This window comes from Paracoccus luteus, assembly GCF_004522155.1.
Lineage (GTDB): Bacteria > Pseudomonadota > Alphaproteobacteria > Rhodobacterales > Rhodobacteraceae > Paracoccus > Paracoccus luteus.
Window position 1 is genome coordinate 123,127 of the sequence record NZ_SDEA01000009.1, and the last position, 18,271, is coordinate 141,397.

Below are 18,271 nucleotides of genomic sequence, written 5' to 3' on the forward strand. Positions count from 1 at the left end.
GCGCGTGGCAAGCTGGACCCATCCGGTCGCCTCGTTCTGGGCGGGGGGCGATCTGTCGTTCGTCGAACAGATGGTGATCCGGTCCTATGTCGAGCAGGGCTGCGATTTCACCCTGTATGTGCCGCAACCGGTCGGCGGCATCCCTGCGGGGACGACTGTTCGGGACGCGGCCGCGATCATGCCGGTCCCGGCCGCGATCGCCCCCGGCCCCGATCCCGACCCGGACCGCAAGGCGCTGGCGGTCTGGTCGGACCTGTTCCGCGTCAGGCTGTTGTCGCAACGCGCGGTGATCTGGGTCGACCTGGACGCCTATTGCCTGCGCCCCTATGCCGCGCCCGAGGGGCATCTTTTCGGCCGCGACGACGCAGACGGCGTGCTGACCGGGGTGATGGCGCTGCCGCCCGAGTCACCGGCGCTGGCGCTGATGCGCGAGATGCTGGCAGGCGACGAGGTGGAGCCGCCCTGGCGGGACGAAAACTGGATCCGGCAGCGGCGCAAGAAGGGGCGGCTGAGCCCGTTCGACCTGCCGTGGGGCGACACGGGGCCGCGGCTCTTGACCCACGCCCTGCGCGAGACGGGCGGGATGCGGCACGCAAGCCCCCACGATGTGTTCTATCCGCTGTTCCGTAACAGCCTGCGGGCGCTGTGGCGGCCCGGCGTGGCGGACGACCGGATCGCGCGGCCCGGCGCGCTCTCGGTCCATATCTTCGGCTATACCAAGCGGTATCTGGCGACGTTCCACGACGGCCTGCCGCCTGACGGGTCGTGGCTCGCGCGGCGGGCCGCGGCGCATGGCATCGACCCCGCGCGCGCGCCCGCGCGGGGCGAGCCGCTGGAACCAAGGCCGACGGCCGGCACGCCAGCCCGACCCCCCGCCTGACCACCGCCGCCCTTGCCTTTGCGGCCTTTGGCATCTATACGCGCGGCCAAGTCTTCGTGAACGACATGGCCAGAACAGGCCGCTTTCCACCGGGTCGGGCAGTTGCTGCGGCCCTTTGTCGTTCCCGGGACCAACAGACCGGCGGAGCCAACCGCCTGGCCCATACACACGCACAAAGGAACTGACAGCCGCATGGCGAAGAACGCATCCATGGAGGAATTCGAGGCCCTCCTGAACGACAGCCTCGAAATCGACACCCCGAACGAAGGTTCGGTCGTCAAGGGCCGGGTCATCGCCATCGAGGCGGGACAGGCCATCATCGACGTCGGCTACAAGATGGAAGGCCGCGTCGATCTGAAGGAATTCGCAGCCCCCGGCGAGGACGCGACCATCTCCGTCGGCGACGAGGTCGAGGTCTATCTGGACCGCGTCGAGAACGCCCGCGGCGAAGCCAGCATCAGCCGCGAGAAGGCCCGCCGCGAAGAGGCGTGGGACCGGCTGGAGCAGGCCTATGCCAAGGAAGAGCGCGTCGACGGCGCGATCTTCGGCCGGGTCAAGGGCGGGTTCACCGTCGATCTGGGCGGCGCCGTGGCGTTCCTGCCCGGCTCGCAGGTTGACGTGCGCCCGGTGCGCGACGCGGGCCCGCTGATGGGTCTGAAGCAGCCGTTCCAGATCCTGAAGATGGACCGCCGCCGCGGCAACATCGTCGTGTCGCGCCGCGCGATTCTCGAGGAATCCCGCGCCGAGCAGCGCGCCGAGGTCATCTCGAACCTGCACGAAGGCCAGGTCGTTGACGGCGTCGTCAAGAACATCACCGAATACGGTGCCTTCGTCGATCTGGGCGGCGTGGACGGCCTGCTGCACGTCACCGACATGGCGTGGCGCCGCGTGAACCACCCGTCCGAGATCCTGTCGATCGGCGAGACCGTCAAGGTCCAGGTCGTCAAGATCAACAAGGAAACCCACCGCATCAGCCTGGGCATGAAGCAGCTGCAGTCCGATCCGTGGGACACGGTGGCCGCCAAGTTCCCGATCGAATCGGTCCACAAGGGCCGCGTGACCAACATCACCGATTATGGCGCCTTCGTGGAACTGGAAGCCGGTGTCGAGGGTCTGGTCCACGTCTCGGAAATGAGCTGGACCAAGAAGAACGTCCATCCCGGCAAGATCGTGTCCACCTCGCAGGAAGTGGACGTCATGGTGCTGGAGATCGACGAGCAGAAGCGCCGCGTGAGCCTTGGCCTGAAACAGACCATGCGCAACCCGTGGGAAGTCTTCGCCGAAACCCACCCCGCCGGCACCCAGATCGAGGGCGAGGTCAAGAACATCACCGAGTTCGGTCTGTTCGTGGGCCTGGAAGGCGACATCGACGGCATGGTCCACCTGTCCGACCTGTCGTGGGACCAGCGCGGCGAAGACGCGATCCAGAACTATCGCAAGGGCGACGTCGTCCGCGCGGCAGTGCAAGAGGTCGATGTCGACAAGGAGCGCATCAGCCTGTCGGTCAAGGCGCTGGAAAACGACACCATGACCGAGGCGGTCGATGGGGTTAAGCGCGGCTCGGTCGTGTCGGTCACCGTGACCGCGATCGAGGAAGGCGGGATCGAGGTCGAATACAACGGCGTCAAGTCGTTCATCCGCCGCTCTGACCTTGCCCGCGACCGTCAGGACCAGCGCTCCGAGCGTTTCCAGGTCGGCGACATGGTCGATGCCCGCGTGACCAACATCGACACCAAGACCCGCCGTCTGGGCCTGTCGATCAAGGCGCGCGAGATCGCCGAAGAGAAAGAGGCCATCGACCAGTTCGGCTCGTCCGATTCGGGCGCCTCGCTGGGCGACATCCTGGGCGCGGCGCTGAAGAACCGCGGCTGATCCCTGACTGCGACCGCGTTTGCCGCCGCCCCCGACCGGGGCGGCGGTTTTCTTTTGCCCTGCGGCCGGGTCGATTTTCTGCAACCTTTTCATCCCCGTCGCGTTCAGGCAGGAATATCCGGTCCCTTCCGGGGCAGGCCGTCAACGCGCAGGACTCACATGATCCGTTCCGAACTGATCCAGATGATCGCGGACGAAAATCCGCATCTGATCCAGCGCGATGTGGAAAAGATCGTCGGCACCGTGTTCGAGGAAATCATCGACGCAATGGCGCGCGGCGACCGGGTCGAGCTGCGCGGCTTTGGCGCGTTTTCCGTCAAGCGGCGCGACGCGCGCCAGGGACGCAACCCGCGCACCGGCGAATCGGTCAAGGTGGATGAAAAGCACGTCCCGTTCTTCAAGACGGGCAAGCTGCTGCGCGACCGCCTGAACGAGGACTGACCGCCCCCCCCCCCGGCCCCCGCGCGCGGCGGTTGAACCTGACCGCCGCTTGCGCGAAAGTGGCGCGCGGGGCGCGTGCGGTGCCCCGGTGAAATCCTTTGTCGTCACGGGTGGCCGATGCGTCTGATTCGGATGTTGTTCTTTGTCCTGCTGGCCGTGGCGCTGTTCCTTGTGGCGATGGCGAACCGCGGGGTCGTGACCGTCCGCCTGTTTCCGGGCCAGTTCGACCAGTATCTGGGCGGCACATGGTCGGCGCGGATGCCGCTGTTTCTGGTCATCCTTGCGGCGCTGCTGGCGGGCATGGTGCTGGGCCTGATCTGGGAATGGCTGCGCGAGGCGCATCTGCGCCAGGAATCGTCGCGCCGCGCCAACGACCTTGCGCGCCTTGAACGCGAGGTGGGCGGCCTGCGCCGCACCCACGCCGCGCCGCGCGACGAGGTTCTGGCGATCCTCGACGCCCCCGCGCCCGCCAGCCCGGTGACGGCGGCCCCAGCGGCGGCCCTGCCCGCGCGACGGGTCGTCACCACCACGACCACCATGCCCCTGCCCCGCTAGGCACGTGCCCGCCGCCGTCAAGATCTGCGGCCTGACCCGCCCCGACCACCTTGCCGTGGCGGCCGAGGCGGGCGCGCGCTATGCGGGGTTCGTCTTTTTCCCCCGGTCCTCGCGCCATCTGGGCATCGCGGATGCGGCGGCGCTGGCCGCCCTCGCGCCGGTCGGCATGGCCCGCGTGGGGCTGTTCGTGAACCCCGACGACGCCACGCTGGACGCGACCCTGGCGCAGGTGCCGCTGGACATCGTACAGCTGCACGGGGCCGAGACGCCGGCCCGCGTGGCCGAGGTCAAGGCCCGCACCGGCCTGCCGGTGATGAAGGCCGTGGGCATCGCCGGTCCCGCCGACCTGGACGCGCTGTGGGATTACGCGCTGGCCGCCGACCTGCTGCTGGTGGACGCCAAGCCCGCGCCCGGCGCCGACCTGCCGGGCGGGAACGGGCTGGCCTTCGACTGGCGGCTGCTGGCGGGGCGGCGGATGCTGAAGCCCTGGATGCTGGCGGGCGGGCTGACCCCCGGCAATGTGGCCGAGGCGATCCGCCTGACCGGCGCGCCCGCGGTGGACGTGTCCTCGGGGGTCGAATCCGCGCCGGGGGTGAAAGACCCCGGCCTGATCCGCGCCTTTGTCGCCGCGGCGGGCTAGGCGGTGGACACGCCCCCCCTGTCCTTCCGCCCCGCCACCCGCGACGACGTGCCCGGCGTCGTCGCGCTGCTGGTCGACGACATGCTGGGCCGCGCGCGCGAGGGGGGCGACCTTGCGCCCTATCTGGCCGCTTTCGACGCGATGCAGGCCGAGCCGGGGAACACGCTGTTCGTCGCCCAACACGGCGGCCGGATCATCGCCTGCTATCAGCTTGTGCTGATGTCGGGCCTGTCGCTTGCGGGCACCCGCCGGGCCGAGATCGAGGGCATCCGCGTCGCCGCCGACCTGCGCGGCCGCGGCCTTGGCGCGCAGCTGATCGCCGACGCCGAGGCGCGCGCCCGCGCCGCCGGCTGCGGGCTGGTCCAGTTCACCACCAATGCCGCGCGCAGCGACGCCCACCGCTTCTATCGGCGGCTTGGGTTTACCCCTTCGCACATCGGATTTAAGAAACCCTTGTGACGGGGCCATCCGCCCCATGCGAGGACAGCCGATGGCCGACGACCTGATCAACAGCTTCATGACCGGGCCCGACGAACAGGGCCGCTTCGGCATCTTCGGCGGGCGTTTCGTCAGCGAGACGCTGATGCCGCTGATCCTGGACCTGCAGGCGGAATACGAGAAGGCCAAGACCGACCCCGCCTTCAAGGCCGAGATGGACGATCTGTGGACGCATTACGTCGGCCGGCCCTCGCCGCTGTATAAGGCCGAGCGGCTGACGGAACGGCTGGGCGGCGCCACCATCTACATGAAGCGCGAGGAGCTGAACCACACCGGCAGCCACAAGATCAACAACGTGCTGGGCCAGATCCTGCTGGCTCGCCGCATGGGCAAGACCCGGATCATCGCGGAAACCGGCGCGGGCCAGCACGGGGTCGCGACCGCCACCGTCTGCGCCCGCTTCGGCCTGAAATGCGTGGTCTACATGGGCGCCGAGGACGTCCGCCGCCAGCAGCCCAACGTTTTCCGCATGAAGCTGCTGGGGGCCGAGGTCGTGGCCGTCCAGTCCGGGCGCGGCACGCTGAAGGACGCGATGAACGACGCCCTGCGCGACTGGGTGACGAACGTCCGCGACACCTTCTATTGCATCGGCACGGTCGCGGGGCCGCATCCCTATCCGGCGATGGTGCGCGATTTCCAGCGCATCATCGGGCAGGAAACCAGGGCGCAGATCATGGAACGCGAAGGGCGCCTGCCCGACACGGTCATCGCCGCGATCGGGGGCGGGTCGAACGCGATGGGTCTGTTCCACCCGTTCCTCGACGACCGTTCCGTGCGGATCATCGGGGTCGAGGCGGGCGGCAAGGGCGTGGACGAGACGATGCAGCATTGCGCCAGCCTGACGGGGGGGCGACCCGGCGTCCTGCACGGCAACCGCACCTACCTGCTGCAGGACGACGAAGGGCAGATCCTCGAAGGCCATTCGATCAGCGCGGGGCTGGACTATCCCGGCATCGGGCCGGAACACGCCTGGCTGCGCGACATCGGCCGCGCCGAGTATGTCAGCGTGACCGATGACGAGGCGCTGGCGGCCTTTACCCTCTGCTGCGAGACGGAAGGCATCATCCCGGCGCTGGAGCCCTGCCACGCGCTGGCCCATATCGCCAAGATCGCGCCGACGCTGCCGCCCGAGCATCTGATCGTGCTGAACCTCTCGGGTCGCGGCGACAAGGACATCTTCACCGTCGCCCGCCACCTGGGCGTGCAGGTCGAGGCCTGACGGGCGCTGACAAGCCCGTGACGCCGCGGCCGGGCGGGTGAACCCCGCGCGCCCCGCCGCGTTGGACCGCGACTGTCGAATAACAGGAGCGTTCCGATGACGATGTTGACCAGGACTGCGCTGGCCCTGCTGATGACGGCGGGTGCCGCGTCGGCGCAGGTGACGGTGACCACGACCACGCCCGCGGGATCGCCGCCCGCCGTGGTGGTCGCGCCGGCCGGTTCCACGGCCGTCGTGGTGACCCCGGCCCCCGTCCCCACGCTTGAGCAGATGGCCAACAACGAGGCCGTGGCCGAACTGCTGCTGGCGCAGGGGTTCCAGAACATCAGGATCGACCGCGACGGCGTGCTGATGACCGTGACGGGCCAGCGCGACGGCGCGCCGGTGGAACTGGTCTATAACACCTCGACCGGCCGCCTGATCGAGCAGGACGGCCGCACCGTGCTGAGCGCCGAGCAGCTTGAGGATCGGGGCCGTTCCACCCAGCCCGACGCCGCACCGGCGGATGACGACGAGGGAGGCGCGGGCGAGGACGGCGAAACGGGTGACGGGACCGGCGAGGACGACGGAACGGGCACCGGCGACGGCGGCACCGGCGACACCGGGACAGGTGACGACGGGGACACCGGCAGCGACACCGGAACTGGCGGCGACACCGGCACTGGCAGCGGCACGGGCGACGGCGGCGATACGGGCAATGACGGCTCGGGCGGCTCTGACGGGTCCGGCAGCGACGGCACCGGCAACGGCTGATCCGGCCACCATCACCTGAAAGGCCCCCGCGGGGGCCTTTTCACGTTCAGCGGCTGAGCGTCAGCACGTTCAGCACCGATTCCCGATAGGGCAGCGGCATCAGCAGCCGCGCGCTGTCCGCGCCCATCACCTCCAGCACGCCCACATCCGGCAGCGTCTCGCCCGCCTGCAGATCGATGTCAGGCGGGAAATCCTGATAGTCCACCGGCGTCTCGCCCCGCACGAAGGTCGAGCCGAGATAGATCCACCGGTCGCCGTCGCGGTGCAGCGTCCCGCGCGTGCGCTGAGAGCCGGTCAGCTTCTCGAAGCTGACCGTGCCGTCCCGCACCCCGATTTCACAAGCGAAGGGCGGATAGTCGATGGCGGGCAGCAGGCCGCCGATCTTGGTCATGCGGCAGGTCCACCGCCCCGACAGCGCGGCCGGATCGACCGCGTCCGCGGGCAGCGCCGCCCCGCGCAGGGCGGCCGCCGCCGCAGCGGCCTGCGCCTGATCCCCCTGCCCCAACGCCTGCCGCAGCGCGCGGCCCGCCGCCTCGTCCAGCGCCGCCAGCCGCGCCGCGTCGTCGGGGCGGACCCCGGACAGGTCGGGCGCGGTCTGCGCGGCGGCGGGCAGCGCCAGCACCGTCAGCAGCAGGACCAGGTTCCGCATCGGCTTCTCCCCTCAGGTCGCGGCGGCATGGGCGCGCAGCAGGTCCAGCGGCACGATCTCGGTCGCGCGCGCGTGCGTGGCCGCCAGCACGACCTGCGGCGCGGCGAACTCCTGCGCCGCCTGCATGAACCGCGCGGCGCACAGGCACCAGCGGTCGCCCGGCTTCAGCCCGGCGAAGCGATATTCCGGGCGGGGCGTGGACAAATCGTTGCCCAGGTATTTGGACACCGCAAGGAACTCGGCCGTGACGATCACGCAGACGGTGTGGCTGCCCTGATCCTCGGGGCCGGTGTCGCAGCAGCCGTTGCGATAGAACCCGGTCAGCGGCCGGGTCGAGCAGGGTTCCAGCGTGCCGCCCAGCACGTTCAGCGAAGCATCCATGCGCAGATCCTATCGGAAACGGTCGCGCAGCGCCCTTAGCGCGTCGCCCGCAGAGAGTGCGGCGGGCGCGGGGTCGGGCGCAACCCCCGGCGCGGGCCCCGGCGGCGGGGTCGGCGCGGGACGGGCGGGCGGCGGGACGTCGCGGCCCATCCGCGCGGCCAGCGCGTTGCCGAACCGCGCGTCGTCGCCCACAGCCAGCGCCGGGGCGCCGTCGGAAATGCCGCGCAGCAGGTCGTCCAGCATCCCCGCCTCGGACTTGGCGAAATCCGACAGCACATGGCCGGTCACGCGGTCCTTGTGCCCCGGATGGCCGATGCCGATGCGCAGGCGGCGATAGCCCTCGCCGATGTGCTGGTGGATCGACCGCAGCCCGTTGTGGCCCGCATGTCCGCCCCCGATCTTGACCCGGCAGCGCCCGGGCGGCAGGTCCAGCTCGTCGTGCAGGACGATCACCTCGGCGGGTGTCAGCTTGAGATAGCGCATCGCCTCACCCACCGACTGCCCCGACAGGTTCATGAAGGTCTGCGGTTTCAGCAGCGTGACGCGCGCGGCCCCCAGCCGCCCCTCGGCGGCCAGCCCCTGGAAACGGGCGCGCCAAGGGGAAAAGCCGTGGTCCGACGCGATCCGGTCCAGCGCCAGGAACCCGATATTGTGGCGGTTGCCCGCATATTGCGCGCCCGGATTGCCCAGCCCGACCATCAGCAGCATCGGCGGTTCCCCTGCAATTTAGCCATCCCTTGCGGCGGACGTCGCCCGTAACTAAGACTCTGTCAACCTTTCGCCCCTAGAACGGGTCGCACCACGGGACCGGCGACCACGAATCGAAGATCGGGGCAAAGTGACAATTTCGACAGGGGCGCAGATGCACGATCCGGCAGAATTCTATATGAACAACCTTGTCCCGATGGTCGTCGAACAGACCAGCCGGGGCGAACGCGCCTATGACATCTTCTCGCGCCTGCTCAAGGAACGGATCATCTTCCTGTCCGGGCCGGTTCACGACGGCATGGCCACGCTGGTCTGCGCGCAGCTGCTGTTCCTCGAGGCGGAAAACCCGTCCAAGGACATCAGCATGTATATCAACAGCCCCGGCGGCGTCGTGACCGCGGGCCTGTCGATCTATGACACGATGCAGTATATCCGGCCGCGCATCTCGACGCTGGTGGTGGGACAGGCGGCGTCGATGGGCTCGCTGCTGCTGGCGGCGGGCGAAAAGGGGCACCGCCATTCGCTGCCCAACAGCCGGATCATGGTCCACCAGCCCTCGGGCGGGTTCCAGGGGCAGGCGACTGACATCCTGATCCACGCGCGCGAGACCGAAAAGCTCAAGCGCCGGCTGAACGAGATCTATGTCCAGCACACCGGCCGCACCCTGGCCGAGGTCGAGGAGGCGCTGGAACGCGACCGCTTCATGTCCCCCGAAGAGGCGCGCGACTGGGGTCTGATCGACCAGATCCTTGAAGCGCGGGGCAAGGCCGCGCCCGAAAGCTGATCCTGGCCGCAGGGCCTTGCATCCAGCGAAATCGGTCACATTTCGGGATTGTGACCCCCGACCGCCCCCTTTACGATGGGCGGAACCGATGATGGCGTGCCCGGCCCGACCGGCTGCGCCTGCCGATCCCACCCGCCCCGGTTGAACCGGGCAGGTGCGGCCAGAACAGGCAAGGAAACGACGATGGCCAATCAGCCCGGCGGCGACAGCAAGAACACGCTCTATTGCAGCTTTTGCGGCAAGAGCCAGCACGAGGTGCGCAAGCTGATCGCCGGACCGACCGTGTTCATCTGCGATGAATGCGTGGAACTGTGCATGGACATCATCCGCGAGGAGACGAAATCCTCGGGGCTGAAGTCCGGCGACGGCGTGCCCACCCCGCGCGAGATCATGGCGGTGCTGGACGACTATGTGATCGGGCAGGAACACGCCAAACGCGTCCTGTCCGTCGCTGTCCACAACCACTACAAGCGGCTGAACCATAGCGCGAAATCCGACATCGAGCTGGCCAAGTCCAACATCCTGCTGATCGGCCCGACCGGTTGCGGCAAGACGCTGCTGGCGCAGACGCTGGCGCGCATCCTGGACGTGCCGTTCACGATGGCGGATGCGACCACGCTGACCGAGGCGGGGTATGTCGGCGAGGATGTGGAAAACATCATCCTCAAGCTGCTGCAGGCCAGCGAATACAACGTCGAACGCGCCCAGCGCGGCATCGTCTATATCGACGAGGTCGACAAGATCACGCGCAAGTCCGACAACCCCTCGATCACGCGGGACGTCTCGGGCGAGGGGGTGCAGCAGGCGCTGCTGAAGATCATGGAGGGGACGGTCGCCTCGGTGCCCCCGCAGGGCGGCCGCAAGCACCCGCAGCAGGAGTTCCTGCAGGTGGACACGACCAACATCCTGTTCATCTGCGGCGGCGCCTTCGCGGGCCTCGAACGCATCATCGCGCAGCGCAACAAGGGCACGGCGATGGGCTTCGGCGCGACCGTCAAGGACAACGACGACCGCGGCGTGGGCGAGATGTTCAAGCAGCTGGAACCCGAGGATCTGCTGAAGTTCGGCCTGATCCCCGAGTTCGTCGGCCGCCTGCCGGTCATCGCGACGCTGACCGACCTGGACGAAGAGGCGCTGATCACCATCCTGACCCAGCCCAAGAACGCGCTGGTCAAGCAGTATCAGCGGCTGTTCGATCTGGAAGACGTCAAGCTGAACTTTACCGACGACGCGCTGAAGGCGATCGCGCGGCGCGCCATCAAGCGCAAGACCGGCGCCCGCGGCCTGCGGTCCATCATGGAGGACATCCTGCTGGACAGCATGTTCGAGTTGCCGGGCCTGGACAGCGTGACCGAGGTCGTGGTGAACGAGGAAGCGGTGGACAACCCCGCCGCCAAGCCCTTGCAGATCCACGCCGACCACAAGAAGGAACCGGCGGCGGCGGGCTGATCCGGCCGCCGTGCCGCAAGACCGAAAGGCCTGCCACTGGTGGCGGGCCTTTTTCGTTGCCGCGAGGGCGAGCCTCGCGTGGCGCACCCGCCGCAGGACGGCCGGAATCGGACACCCGCTTCTGGCCTTGCGCCGGAGCGCGGCGCGACGATGAGCCGCCAGCATGCCCGCGCCGGCCCCTGCCCCGCGGTCAAGGCGACCCTCGGCCCCGCCGTGCAGGCCGCTGCCCCGCCGACCACCATCCCGGCAGCCCCTTTGCACACAGCAACAAAAAAGCCGGCCCAAGGCCGGCTTTTCCTGCTTTGCTGTCGAAACCCTCAGGCGCCCTTCAGCGTCTTGGCGACCTCGGCGGCAAAGTCCTCTTCCTTCTTCTCGATCCCCTCGCCGACGGCGACGCGGGCAAAGCCCGTCACCTCGACGCCCGCGTCCCGGGCGGCCTGGGCCACGGTCACGTCGGGGTTGATGACGAATTTCTGCCCCAGCAGCGTCACCTCTTCGAAGAACTTGGACATGCGGCCGACGATCATCTTCTCGATCACCGCATCGGGCTTGCCCGACTCGCGCGCCTGTTCGGTCAGCACGGATTTCTCACGCTCGACCAGCGCCGGGTCCAGGTCCGCCTCGGACAGCGACGCGGGCGAGGTCGCGGCGATGTGCATCGCGATCTGGCGGCCGATCTCGGCGGCGTTGTCGCCTTTCAGGCCGACCAGCACGCCGATCTTGCCCATGCCCTCGGCGGCGGCGTTGTGGACATAGCTGACCACCGTGTCGCCCGTGACCCGGACCATGCGGCGCAGGGTCATGTTCTCGCCGATGCGGGCGATGGCCTCGGTCAGCACGACGCCGACCGGTTTGCCGTTGACCGTGGCGTCGTTCAGCGCCTCGACCGAATCGACATCCAACGCGGCCTGCGCGATGGCGCGGACCATCGACTGGAACTCCTCGTTCTTGCCGACGAAGTCGGTTTCCGAGTTCACCTCGACCGCGACGCCCACGCCGCCCTTGACCGCGACGCCGATCAGGCCCTCGGCCGCGACGCGGCCCGATTTCTTGGCCGCCTTGGCCAGGCCCTTGGTCCGCAGCCAGTCGATCGCGGCTTCCATGTCGCCGTCGGTCTCGGTCAGCGCCCGTTTGGCGTCCATCATGCCGGCGCCGGTCGTCTCGCGCAGATCTTTCACCATCGCTGCAGTGATCGCCATGGTCCTCTCCTTTTGAATGCGACAGGCGGGGATGATCCCCGCCTGGTGATTGTTCGATGACCCGCCGGGATCAGGCGTCGACAGCGGCGGCCTGTTCGCGCGCGGCGGCCGCGGCCTCGGCCTCGTCCAGGTCGTCCAGATCCTCGGCCGGGGCATCGCTCAGCGCGCCCAGGTCGACGCCGGCGGCGCCCATCTGCGCCGACATGCCGTCCAGCGCCGCGCGGGCCACCAGGTCGCAATACAGCGCAATGGCGCGCGCCGCGTCGTCGTTCCCGGGGATCACGTGGTCGATGCCCTTGGGCGAGCAGTTGGTGTCCACGACGGCAACGACCGGGATGCCCAGCTTGTTCGCCTCGAGGACGGCCAGGTCTTCCTTGTTGACGTCGATGACGAACAGCAGGTCCGGCAGGCCGCCCATCTCGCGGATACCGCCCAGGCTGGCCTGCAGCTTGGCCTGCTCACGCTCCATCCCCAGGCGTTCCTTCTTGGTCAGCCCTTCGGCGCCCGAGGCCATCGCCTCGTCGATCTGCTTCAGCCGCTGGATCGACTGGCTGACGGTTTTCCAGTTGGTCAGCGTGCCGCCCAGCCAGCGGTGGTTCATATAGAATTGCGCGGATTTTTCCGCGGCGTCGGCCACCGCCTTCTGCGCCTGGCGCTTGGTGCCGACGAACAGCACCCGGCCGCCCTTGGCGACGGTGTCGCGAATCATCGTCAGCGCCGCGTCCAGCATCGGAACGGTCTGCGTCAGGTCGATGATGTGGATGCCGTTGCGGTCGCCATAGATGAATTCCGCCATGCGCGGATTCCAGCGTTGCGTCTGGTGACCATAGTGAACGCCAGCTTCAAGCAGCTGACGCATCGAGAAATCAGGAAGCGCCATGTCCATGTCCTTTCCGGTTTGCGCCTCGGCGAGGGATTCAGGGCCCCTGACGGGAACCCCAACCGGTGGACCGCGACGGATGTCTCCCGTCGGGCGGCCCGCCCTCGCCTGTGAAGTGGGGGTGCCTTAGTCGCAATTCGGTCCAAAGGCAAGCCTGCGCAAGCTGGAATGGACGGCATTCTAACGATCCGGCGGATTGCGCAGCCGCGTCAACCGGACCTTAAGGGATCTGCGCCACAACGGGCGAACAAGGTTCAGGGAAAGGGCGCGACTGATGCGGCTGCGATTCGAAGGCGACCCGGCATGGCGATGATGGTGCTGGCCGCGCGACTGGACCTGACCGCCGCGCGTCCGCTGACGGACGCGCTGCTGGCGCACGCCGGGTCCGACCTGACGGTGGATGCGGGCCGCGTGGAGCATCTGGGGGGCCTTGCCGTGCAGGCGCTGCTGGCTGCCGCGCAGCGCTGGCGCGACGATGGCTGCGCGCTGGCGGTCTGGCCCCGGTCGGCGGCATTCGACGACGCCCTCGCGCGGTTCGGACTGACCGATGCGGTCCCGGGCCAAGGGGCACCGGCATGGGCCTGAACATCCTTGCGGTCGATGACAGCCGCACCATGCGCGATATGGTCCGCCTGACGCTTGCCTCGGTCGGCATGAACGTGACCGTGGCCGAAGATGGCGTGCACGGGCTGGAACTGCTGGAAGGATCGCTGCCCGACGCCATCATCTCGGACATCAACATGCCCCGGCTGGACGGCTTCGGCTTTATCCGGGCTGTGCGCGGGATCGACCGGCTGCGGGCGGTTCCGATCCTGGTCCTGACGACCGAAAGCGCGCCGGAACTGCGGGCGCGCGCACGCGACGCCGGGGCCACCGGCTGGATCGTCAAGCCGTTCGACCCCCGCAAACTGGTCCATACCGTGCAGCTGGTCACCGGCTGAGAAAGGGCGATACGATGTCCATCGATGCGATGACCGAGATCCGCGCCTCGTTCTTCGTCGAGTGCGAAGAGCTGATGGAAAGCCTGCACGACGCGCTGGCGATCCTGGACGCGGGCGACGGGACGGACGAAACCGTCAACGTGGTCTTTCGGGCGGTCCACTCGATCAAGGGCGGCGCGGGCGCCTTCGGCCTTGATGCGCTGGTCGGCTTTGCCCACCGGCTTGAAACGGTTCTGGATGAACTGCGCGCGGGGCGACTGGACCCGACGCCGGGCGCGGTCAGGTTGTTCTTTCAGGCCGCGGACATGCTGCACGACCACATCCGCGCCGCGCAGTCGCAGGACGCGCCACCCCCGACCGGCGAGGATGTGCTGCGCGCGCTGGAGGGGCTGATGCAGGCCGCCCCTCAGGCCGAACCCGAGGCGGTTGATTTCACCCCCACCGGCTTGTCGTTCGATCCGATGCTGCCGCAATGGACGACCCCACCCGGGACGTCGGAATGGACGATCCGGTTCCGCCCCCACGCCGGGCTTTACCGCAGCGGCAACGAGGCGCTGCTGATCCTGCGTGCGCTGGCGGGTCTGGGCGATACTCACACCACCTGCATCGTTCCGCCGGCGCTGGCGCTGGACCCGGCCACGGCCGAGCAGCCGCAACTGGGCTGGATCATCACCCTGACAGGCGACGTGTCCGAGGCGGACATTCGCGAGATTTTCGATTTCGTGACCGACGTCTGCGATCTGGACATCTCGCCCGCGGATGATGCGGCGGACGGCAGCGCCACGGATGGCGTGGCCGCGGCGATGGCCTCGCCCGACGCGATCCCCTTCCGCCTGGCGCCGGACAGCATCGTCGCTGCGGCAAACCATGACGATCCGCCCGCCACGTCGCCCGGCGTGGGCGAGGCCGGGCTGGCGCCCGAGCTGCAGCCACCGCCCGCCCCTTCGAACGCAGCCGCACCGGCCCCGGCGCAGCCTGCGTCACCCAAGGCCGAACCCGACGCGGCCGCCGCCACGATCCGCGTCGATCTGGACCGCGTGGACCGGCTGGTCAACCTCGTGGGCGAGCTGGTGATCAACCAGGCCATGCTGGCGCAAAGCGTGACCGAGGCGGGAATGGCCGAGAACACCGCGGTCATGAATGGCCTGGAAGAGTTCATGATGCTGACGCGCGACATTCAGGATGGCGTGATGATGATCCGCGCCCAGCCCGTCAAACCCCTGTTCCAGCGCATGGCGCGCATCGTCCGCGAGGCGTCCACCGGGGTCGCCAAGCAGGTGCGGCTGCGGACCGAGGGCGACCAGACCGAGGTCGACAAGACCGTCATCGAACGCCTGTCGGACCCGCTGACGCACATGATCCGCAACTCGGTCGATCACGGGATCGAGACGCCTGCGCGGCGCCTCGCTGCCGGGAAGCCGGCCGAGGGCGTGATCACACTGTCCGCCTCGCACCGGGCGGGCCGCGTCCTGATCGAAATCTGCGACGACGGCGCCGGCATCGACCGCGCCCGCGTGCGCGACATCGCCGTCGCCCGCGGCCTGATCGCCGCCGACGCGCAGCTGACCGAGGCTGAGGTGGACAACCTGCTGTTCCTGCCGGGATTCTCGACGGCGTCGCAGGTGTCGGCGCTGTCGGGGCGCGGCGTCGGCATGGATGTCGTGAAACGCGCCATCACCGCGCTTGGCGGGCGCGTCGCCATCGCGAGCGAACCGGGCGTCGGCACCAAGTTCTCGATCTCGCTGCCGCTGACGCTGGCGGTGCTGGACGGGATGGTGGTGCGCGTCGCCGACCAGACCCTGGTCGTGCCGCTCTCCTCGATCGTCGAGACGGCGACCCTGACGCCACAAGCCATCCGCAGGATCGGCCGCAGCGCCGAGGTTCTGCACATCCGCGGCGACTTGGTCCCGCTGTTCGATCTGGGCGCCCGTCTGGGGTTCCGGCAGGCCAGGGCCGCCGGCGACCGCGTCGTCATCCTGACCACGCAAGAGGACGGCGGCCGCGCGGCCCTGATCGTCGATGCCATCATGGAGCAGCGCCAGGTCGTCATCAAAGGGCTGAGCCGCAATTATGGCCGGGTCCCGGGCGTCGCGGCGGCCACCATCCTGGGCGACGGCAAGGTCGCCCTGATCCTCGATCCCTCGGACCTCACCCGTTCGTCCCCGCAGACCGCCATCGACGCGATACCGCTTGCAGGATGATTGCCATGACCGAAAATCTCTCGACCGCCGCGCAGGAAATCGAGCTTCTGGCCTTTCGGCTGGGTGAACAGGAATATTGCCTCGACATCATGTCGGTCCGGGAAATCCGCGGCTGGACCAGCGCGACGCCGCTGCCGTTCTCGCCCGCGCACGTCAAGGGCGTGATCAACCTGCGCGGCACCGTGCTGCCGGTGATCGACCTGGCCGTCCGCCTGGGCATGCCGCCGGTCCGCGCGGACGAGCGGAACGTGATCATCGTCGTTTCGGTCAACGGCCACACGGCCGGGCTGTTGGTGGATGCCGTCTCGGACATCCTGTCGATCGCCACAGACCAGCTGCAACCCCCGCCGGATCTGGCGGGCGATCTGGAAAGCAGCTGCATCAGCGCGCTGACCCTGGTCGGGCAGCGGCTGATCCGCGTCCTTCAACTGGGCGCCGTGCTGCCCGCCCGACCAGCCGAGGCAGCATGACGGCGCCGGACCATCCGGCCGCCCCGCCCGCCGCGGCGGGTTTTGACGACCCGTCCTTCGGCCGCCTCGCGGCGCTGATCTATCGCGAGGCGGGCATCGTCCTGGGTCCGGAAAAGACCAGCATGATGCGGGCGCGGCTGACCAAGCGCCTGGCGGCCAGCGGCGCCCCGGACCTCGACGCGTATCTTCGCCTCGTGGACGGTGGCAAGCGCGACGACGAGCTGGCCAACCTTGTTTCCGCGCTTACGACGAACGTGACGCATTTCTTTCGCGAAAGTCACCATTTCGACTTCCTGCGGCAGACTGTTTTCTCCGACCCTTCCCTGCGGGGACGGTTGCCGCGCATCTGGTCTGCAGGATGCTCCAGCGGGCAAGAGCCGTATTCCATCGCCATGACCGCCCAGTCATGCGACGCGCGCGCGACGATCACGGCCACCGACGTGGACCGCCAGATCCTCGCGCGCGCCGAACGGGCGATCTATGCCGACGCCGAAATCGGCGGGGTGCCGTTGCATCTGCGGGCGGCCGCCTTCGACCGGGTGCCCGAGGGCTGGCGGATCAGACCCGCGCTGCGCGCGATGGTGTCGTTCCAGCCCCTGAACCTGCATGCGTTCTGGCCGTTCGACGGGCCGTTCGATGCCATCTTCTGCCGCAATGTCATCATCTATTTCGATCCCGCCGCCCAGATGCGGCTGTGGTCCAGGTTCTGCACCCAGCTGCGGCCCGGCGGGCTGCTTTTCATCGGTCATTCCGAACGCATTCCCGACACCATGCGCGGCGTCCTGCGCCCCGTCGGGCACACGATCTATCGATATCTGCCGAGCTGACGCATCAAGGGGACAAGATGAGCATCAAGGATCAGCTGCACATCATGGTCGTCGACGACATGTCGACCAGCCGGGGCCTGATCGTGCAGGCGCTGGAAAGCATGGGCATCCGCAACATCCACCACGCCGCGGACGGGACCGACGCGCTCGCCAAGATTGCCCGGCGTCCGGTGCATCTTGTCCTGTCAGACTTCAACATGCCGGGGATCGACGGGCTAGAGCTGCTGCGCAACCTCAGGGGGAACGCCCCGACCCGCGGTGTGGGGTTCGTGCTGATCACGGGCCGCGCCGACAAAAGCATCATCGATCGCGGCAAGGATCTGGGGATGAACAACTTCATCCGCAAACCCTTCACGCCTGTCGAACTGAAAGCCTGCCTCGAGGCCGTGGTGGGGCGGTTCTGACGGTGACCTGCGCGAATGATCTCGTGGGGGCGATTGCCGGCGAATTGCACGATCTTGCCCTCGGCCTGGCAGTACTGCAGGACGTCCTGTCGCTGCCCGCCCCGCCCGGTGCCGCGACCGGCGGGCCGGCGGTCGAGGCAGTGATCGCCCTGCAGGATCTTGACCGGCTGACCCAGACAGCCGCCGCGCTGGCCGCCATGCTGCGCCATCTGGCCGGCAACGGCGATGCGCACCGTGCAATGACGCGGGCGGCGGCCTTCGAGGTGCTGCGGGCCGGGGGGCTGCCGTCGCTGCAGGCCCGGATGCAGGGCCGCCTCGCTGGCGCAGCGGATGGCACCCTGGACGCAGCCGCGGCGACGGTGCAGCGGCGATGAACACAGGGTTTCTCATGGACCCCGCCGTGGGCGCCACCGATCCCGCTGGCGCGCGGGCAGAAACAATCACCATTGCGGCGGCGCCGGACTTTCATTATCCCAAGCCTGCGGCACCCGTAGCTCAGCTGGATAGAGCGCTGCCCTCC

The 18,271-nt window shown here is 68.6% G+C and carries 22 protein-coding genes; 17 read left to right on the forward strand and 5 right to left on the reverse strand.

Translation table 11 applies throughout. The features are described from left to right. Positions 1-4: 4 nt before the first annotated feature. From EPA64_RS12015 to EPA64_RS12050, 8 genes are all read left to right on the forward strand, one after another. Complete coding sequence (locus EPA64_RS12015; RefSeq protein ID WP_134726591.1) at positions 5-880, forward strand: hypothetical protein; 876 nt, start codon at positions 5-7, stop codon at positions 878-880. Between the two features lie 192 nt (positions 881-1,072). Then, a complete protein-coding gene (gene rpsA / locus EPA64_RS12020; protein WP_134726592.1) occupies positions 1,073-2,752 on the forward strand; it encodes a 30S ribosomal protein S1 in 1,680 nt (559 codons plus the stop codon). Positions 2,753-2,911: 159 nt separating this feature from the next. Continuing rightward, complete coding sequence (gene ihfB, locus EPA64_RS12025; protein WP_134726593.1) at positions 2,912-3,193, forward strand: integration host factor subunit beta; 282 nt, start codon at positions 2,912-2,914, stop codon at positions 3,191-3,193. A gap of 117 nt (positions 3,194-3,310) precedes the next feature. Further along, complete coding sequence (locus tag EPA64_RS12030) at positions 3,311-3,748, forward strand: LapA family protein (protein WP_134726594.1); 438 nt, start codon at positions 3,311-3,313, stop codon at positions 3,746-3,748. A 4-nt stretch (positions 3,749-3,752) separates the two neighbouring features. Then, entirely contained in the window at positions 3,753-4,388 is a 636-nt protein-coding gene (locus EPA64_RS12035; protein WP_134726595.1) for a phosphoribosylanthranilate isomerase, read from the forward strand. A 3-nt stretch (positions 4,389-4,391) separates the two neighbouring features. Next, a complete protein-coding gene (locus EPA64_RS12040) occupies positions 4,392-4,847 on the forward strand; it encodes a GNAT family N-acetyltransferase (protein ID WP_246026738.1) in 456 nt (151 codons plus the stop codon). 31 nt (positions 4,848-4,878) lie between these two features. Then, the gene (gene trpB, locus EPA64_RS12045; protein WP_134726596.1) at positions 4,879-6,105 is read left to right on the forward strand and encodes a tryptophan synthase subunit beta; all 1,227 of its coding nucleotides are present in this window, start codon (positions 4,879-4,881) and stop codon (positions 6,103-6,105) included. A 96-nt stretch (positions 6,106-6,201) separates the two neighbouring features. Continuing rightward, on the forward strand, positions 6,202-6,858 hold the full coding sequence (locus EPA64_RS12050) for a hypothetical protein (RefSeq protein ID WP_134726597.1): 657 nt from the start codon (positions 6,202-6,204) through the stop codon (positions 6,856-6,858). A 46-nt stretch (positions 6,859-6,904) separates the two neighbouring features. Here EPA64_RS12050 and EPA64_RS12055 read toward each other — a convergent pair whose 3' ends face one another. Genes EPA64_RS12055 through pth form a run of 3 tightly spaced genes read right to left on the reverse strand, consistent with a single transcriptional unit; the run spans position 6,905 to position 8,596 of the window. Further along, complete coding sequence (locus EPA64_RS12055; protein ID WP_134726598.1) at positions 6,905-7,507, reverse strand: DUF4893 domain-containing protein; 603 nt, start codon at positions 7,505-7,507, stop codon at positions 6,905-6,907. Positions 7,508-7,519: 12 nt separating this feature from the next. Beyond that, entirely contained in the window at positions 7,520-7,888 is a 369-nt protein-coding gene (locus EPA64_RS12060) for a DUF2237 family protein (protein ID WP_134726599.1), read from the reverse strand. A gap of 9 nt (positions 7,889-7,897) precedes the next feature. Beyond that, positions 7,898-8,596, reverse strand: coding sequence for an aminoacyl-tRNA hydrolase (pth, locus tag EPA64_RS12065; RefSeq protein WP_134726600.1), 699 nt, complete (start codon positions 8,594-8,596; stop codon positions 7,898-7,900). Positions 8,597-8,750: 154 nt separating this feature from the next. Here pth and EPA64_RS12070 point away from each other — a divergent pair, with 154 nt between their 5' ends. Further along, positions 8,751-9,380, forward strand: a complete 630-nt coding sequence (locus EPA64_RS12070) for an ATP-dependent Clp protease proteolytic subunit (RefSeq protein WP_134726601.1) — start codon at positions 8,751-8,753, stop codon at positions 9,378-9,380. Positions 9,381-9,563: 183 nt separating this feature from the next. Then, the gene (clpX, locus tag EPA64_RS12075) at positions 9,564-10,829 is read left to right on the forward strand and encodes an ATP-dependent Clp protease ATP-binding subunit ClpX (RefSeq protein ID WP_134726602.1); all 1,266 of its coding nucleotides are present in this window, start codon (positions 9,564-9,566) and stop codon (positions 10,827-10,829) included. A gap of 317 nt (positions 10,830-11,146) precedes the next feature. Here clpX and tsf read toward each other — a convergent pair whose 3' ends face one another. Together tsf and rpsB are read right to left on the reverse strand one after the other, a co-directional pair. After that, positions 11,147-12,028, reverse strand: a complete 882-nt coding sequence (tsf, locus tag EPA64_RS12080) for a translation elongation factor Ts (protein WP_134726603.1) — start codon at positions 12,026-12,028, stop codon at positions 11,147-11,149. A gap of 70 nt (positions 12,029-12,098) precedes the next feature. Beyond that, entirely contained in the window at positions 12,099-12,914 is an 816-nt protein-coding gene (gene rpsB / locus EPA64_RS12085) for a 30S ribosomal protein S2 (RefSeq protein WP_246026739.1), read from the reverse strand. A gap of 297 nt (positions 12,915-13,211) precedes the next feature. Between rpsB and EPA64_RS12090 the strand changes: the two genes are divergently transcribed. Genes EPA64_RS12090 through EPA64_RS12120 form a run of 7 tightly spaced genes read left to right on the forward strand, consistent with a single transcriptional unit; the run spans position 13,212 to position 18,125 of the window. Then, positions 13,212-13,493 (forward strand): STAS domain-containing protein, encoded by a 282-nt coding sequence (locus EPA64_RS12090; RefSeq protein ID WP_167626666.1) that lies wholly within the window; start codon positions 13,212-13,214, stop codon positions 13,491-13,493. Further along, entirely contained in the window at positions 13,484-13,849 is a 366-nt protein-coding gene (locus tag EPA64_RS12095; RefSeq protein ID WP_134726606.1) for a response regulator, read from the forward strand. The genes EPA64_RS12090 and EPA64_RS12095 overlap by 10 nt, the downstream gene beginning before the upstream one ends. Positions 13,850-13,863: 14 nt before the next feature. After that, positions 13,864-16,050 (forward strand): chemotaxis protein CheA, encoded by a 2,187-nt coding sequence (locus EPA64_RS12100; protein WP_134726607.1) that lies wholly within the window; start codon positions 13,864-13,866, stop codon positions 16,048-16,050. A gap of 5 nt (positions 16,051-16,055) precedes the next feature. Next, positions 16,056-16,520 (forward strand): chemotaxis protein CheW, encoded by a 465-nt coding sequence (locus EPA64_RS12105; RefSeq protein WP_134726608.1) that lies wholly within the window; start codon positions 16,056-16,058, stop codon positions 16,518-16,520. Next, positions 16,517-17,347 carry a CheR family methyltransferase gene (locus EPA64_RS12110; RefSeq protein WP_134726609.1) on the forward strand — a complete coding sequence of 277 codons (831 nt, stop codon included), beginning with the start codon at positions 16,517-16,519 and terminating at the stop codon, positions 17,345-17,347. Before EPA64_RS12105 ends, EPA64_RS12110 begins: the two co-directional genes overlap by 4 nt. A 17-nt stretch (positions 17,348-17,364) precedes the next feature. After that, a complete protein-coding gene (locus tag EPA64_RS12115; RefSeq protein WP_134726610.1) occupies positions 17,365-17,751 on the forward strand; it encodes a response regulator in 387 nt (128 codons plus the stop codon). A gap of 23 nt (positions 17,752-17,774) precedes the next feature. Then, positions 17,775-18,125, forward strand: a complete 351-nt coding sequence (locus EPA64_RS12120; protein WP_134726611.1) for a hypothetical protein — start codon at positions 17,775-17,777, stop codon at positions 18,123-18,125. Positions 18,126-18,271 lie beyond the last annotated feature (146 nt).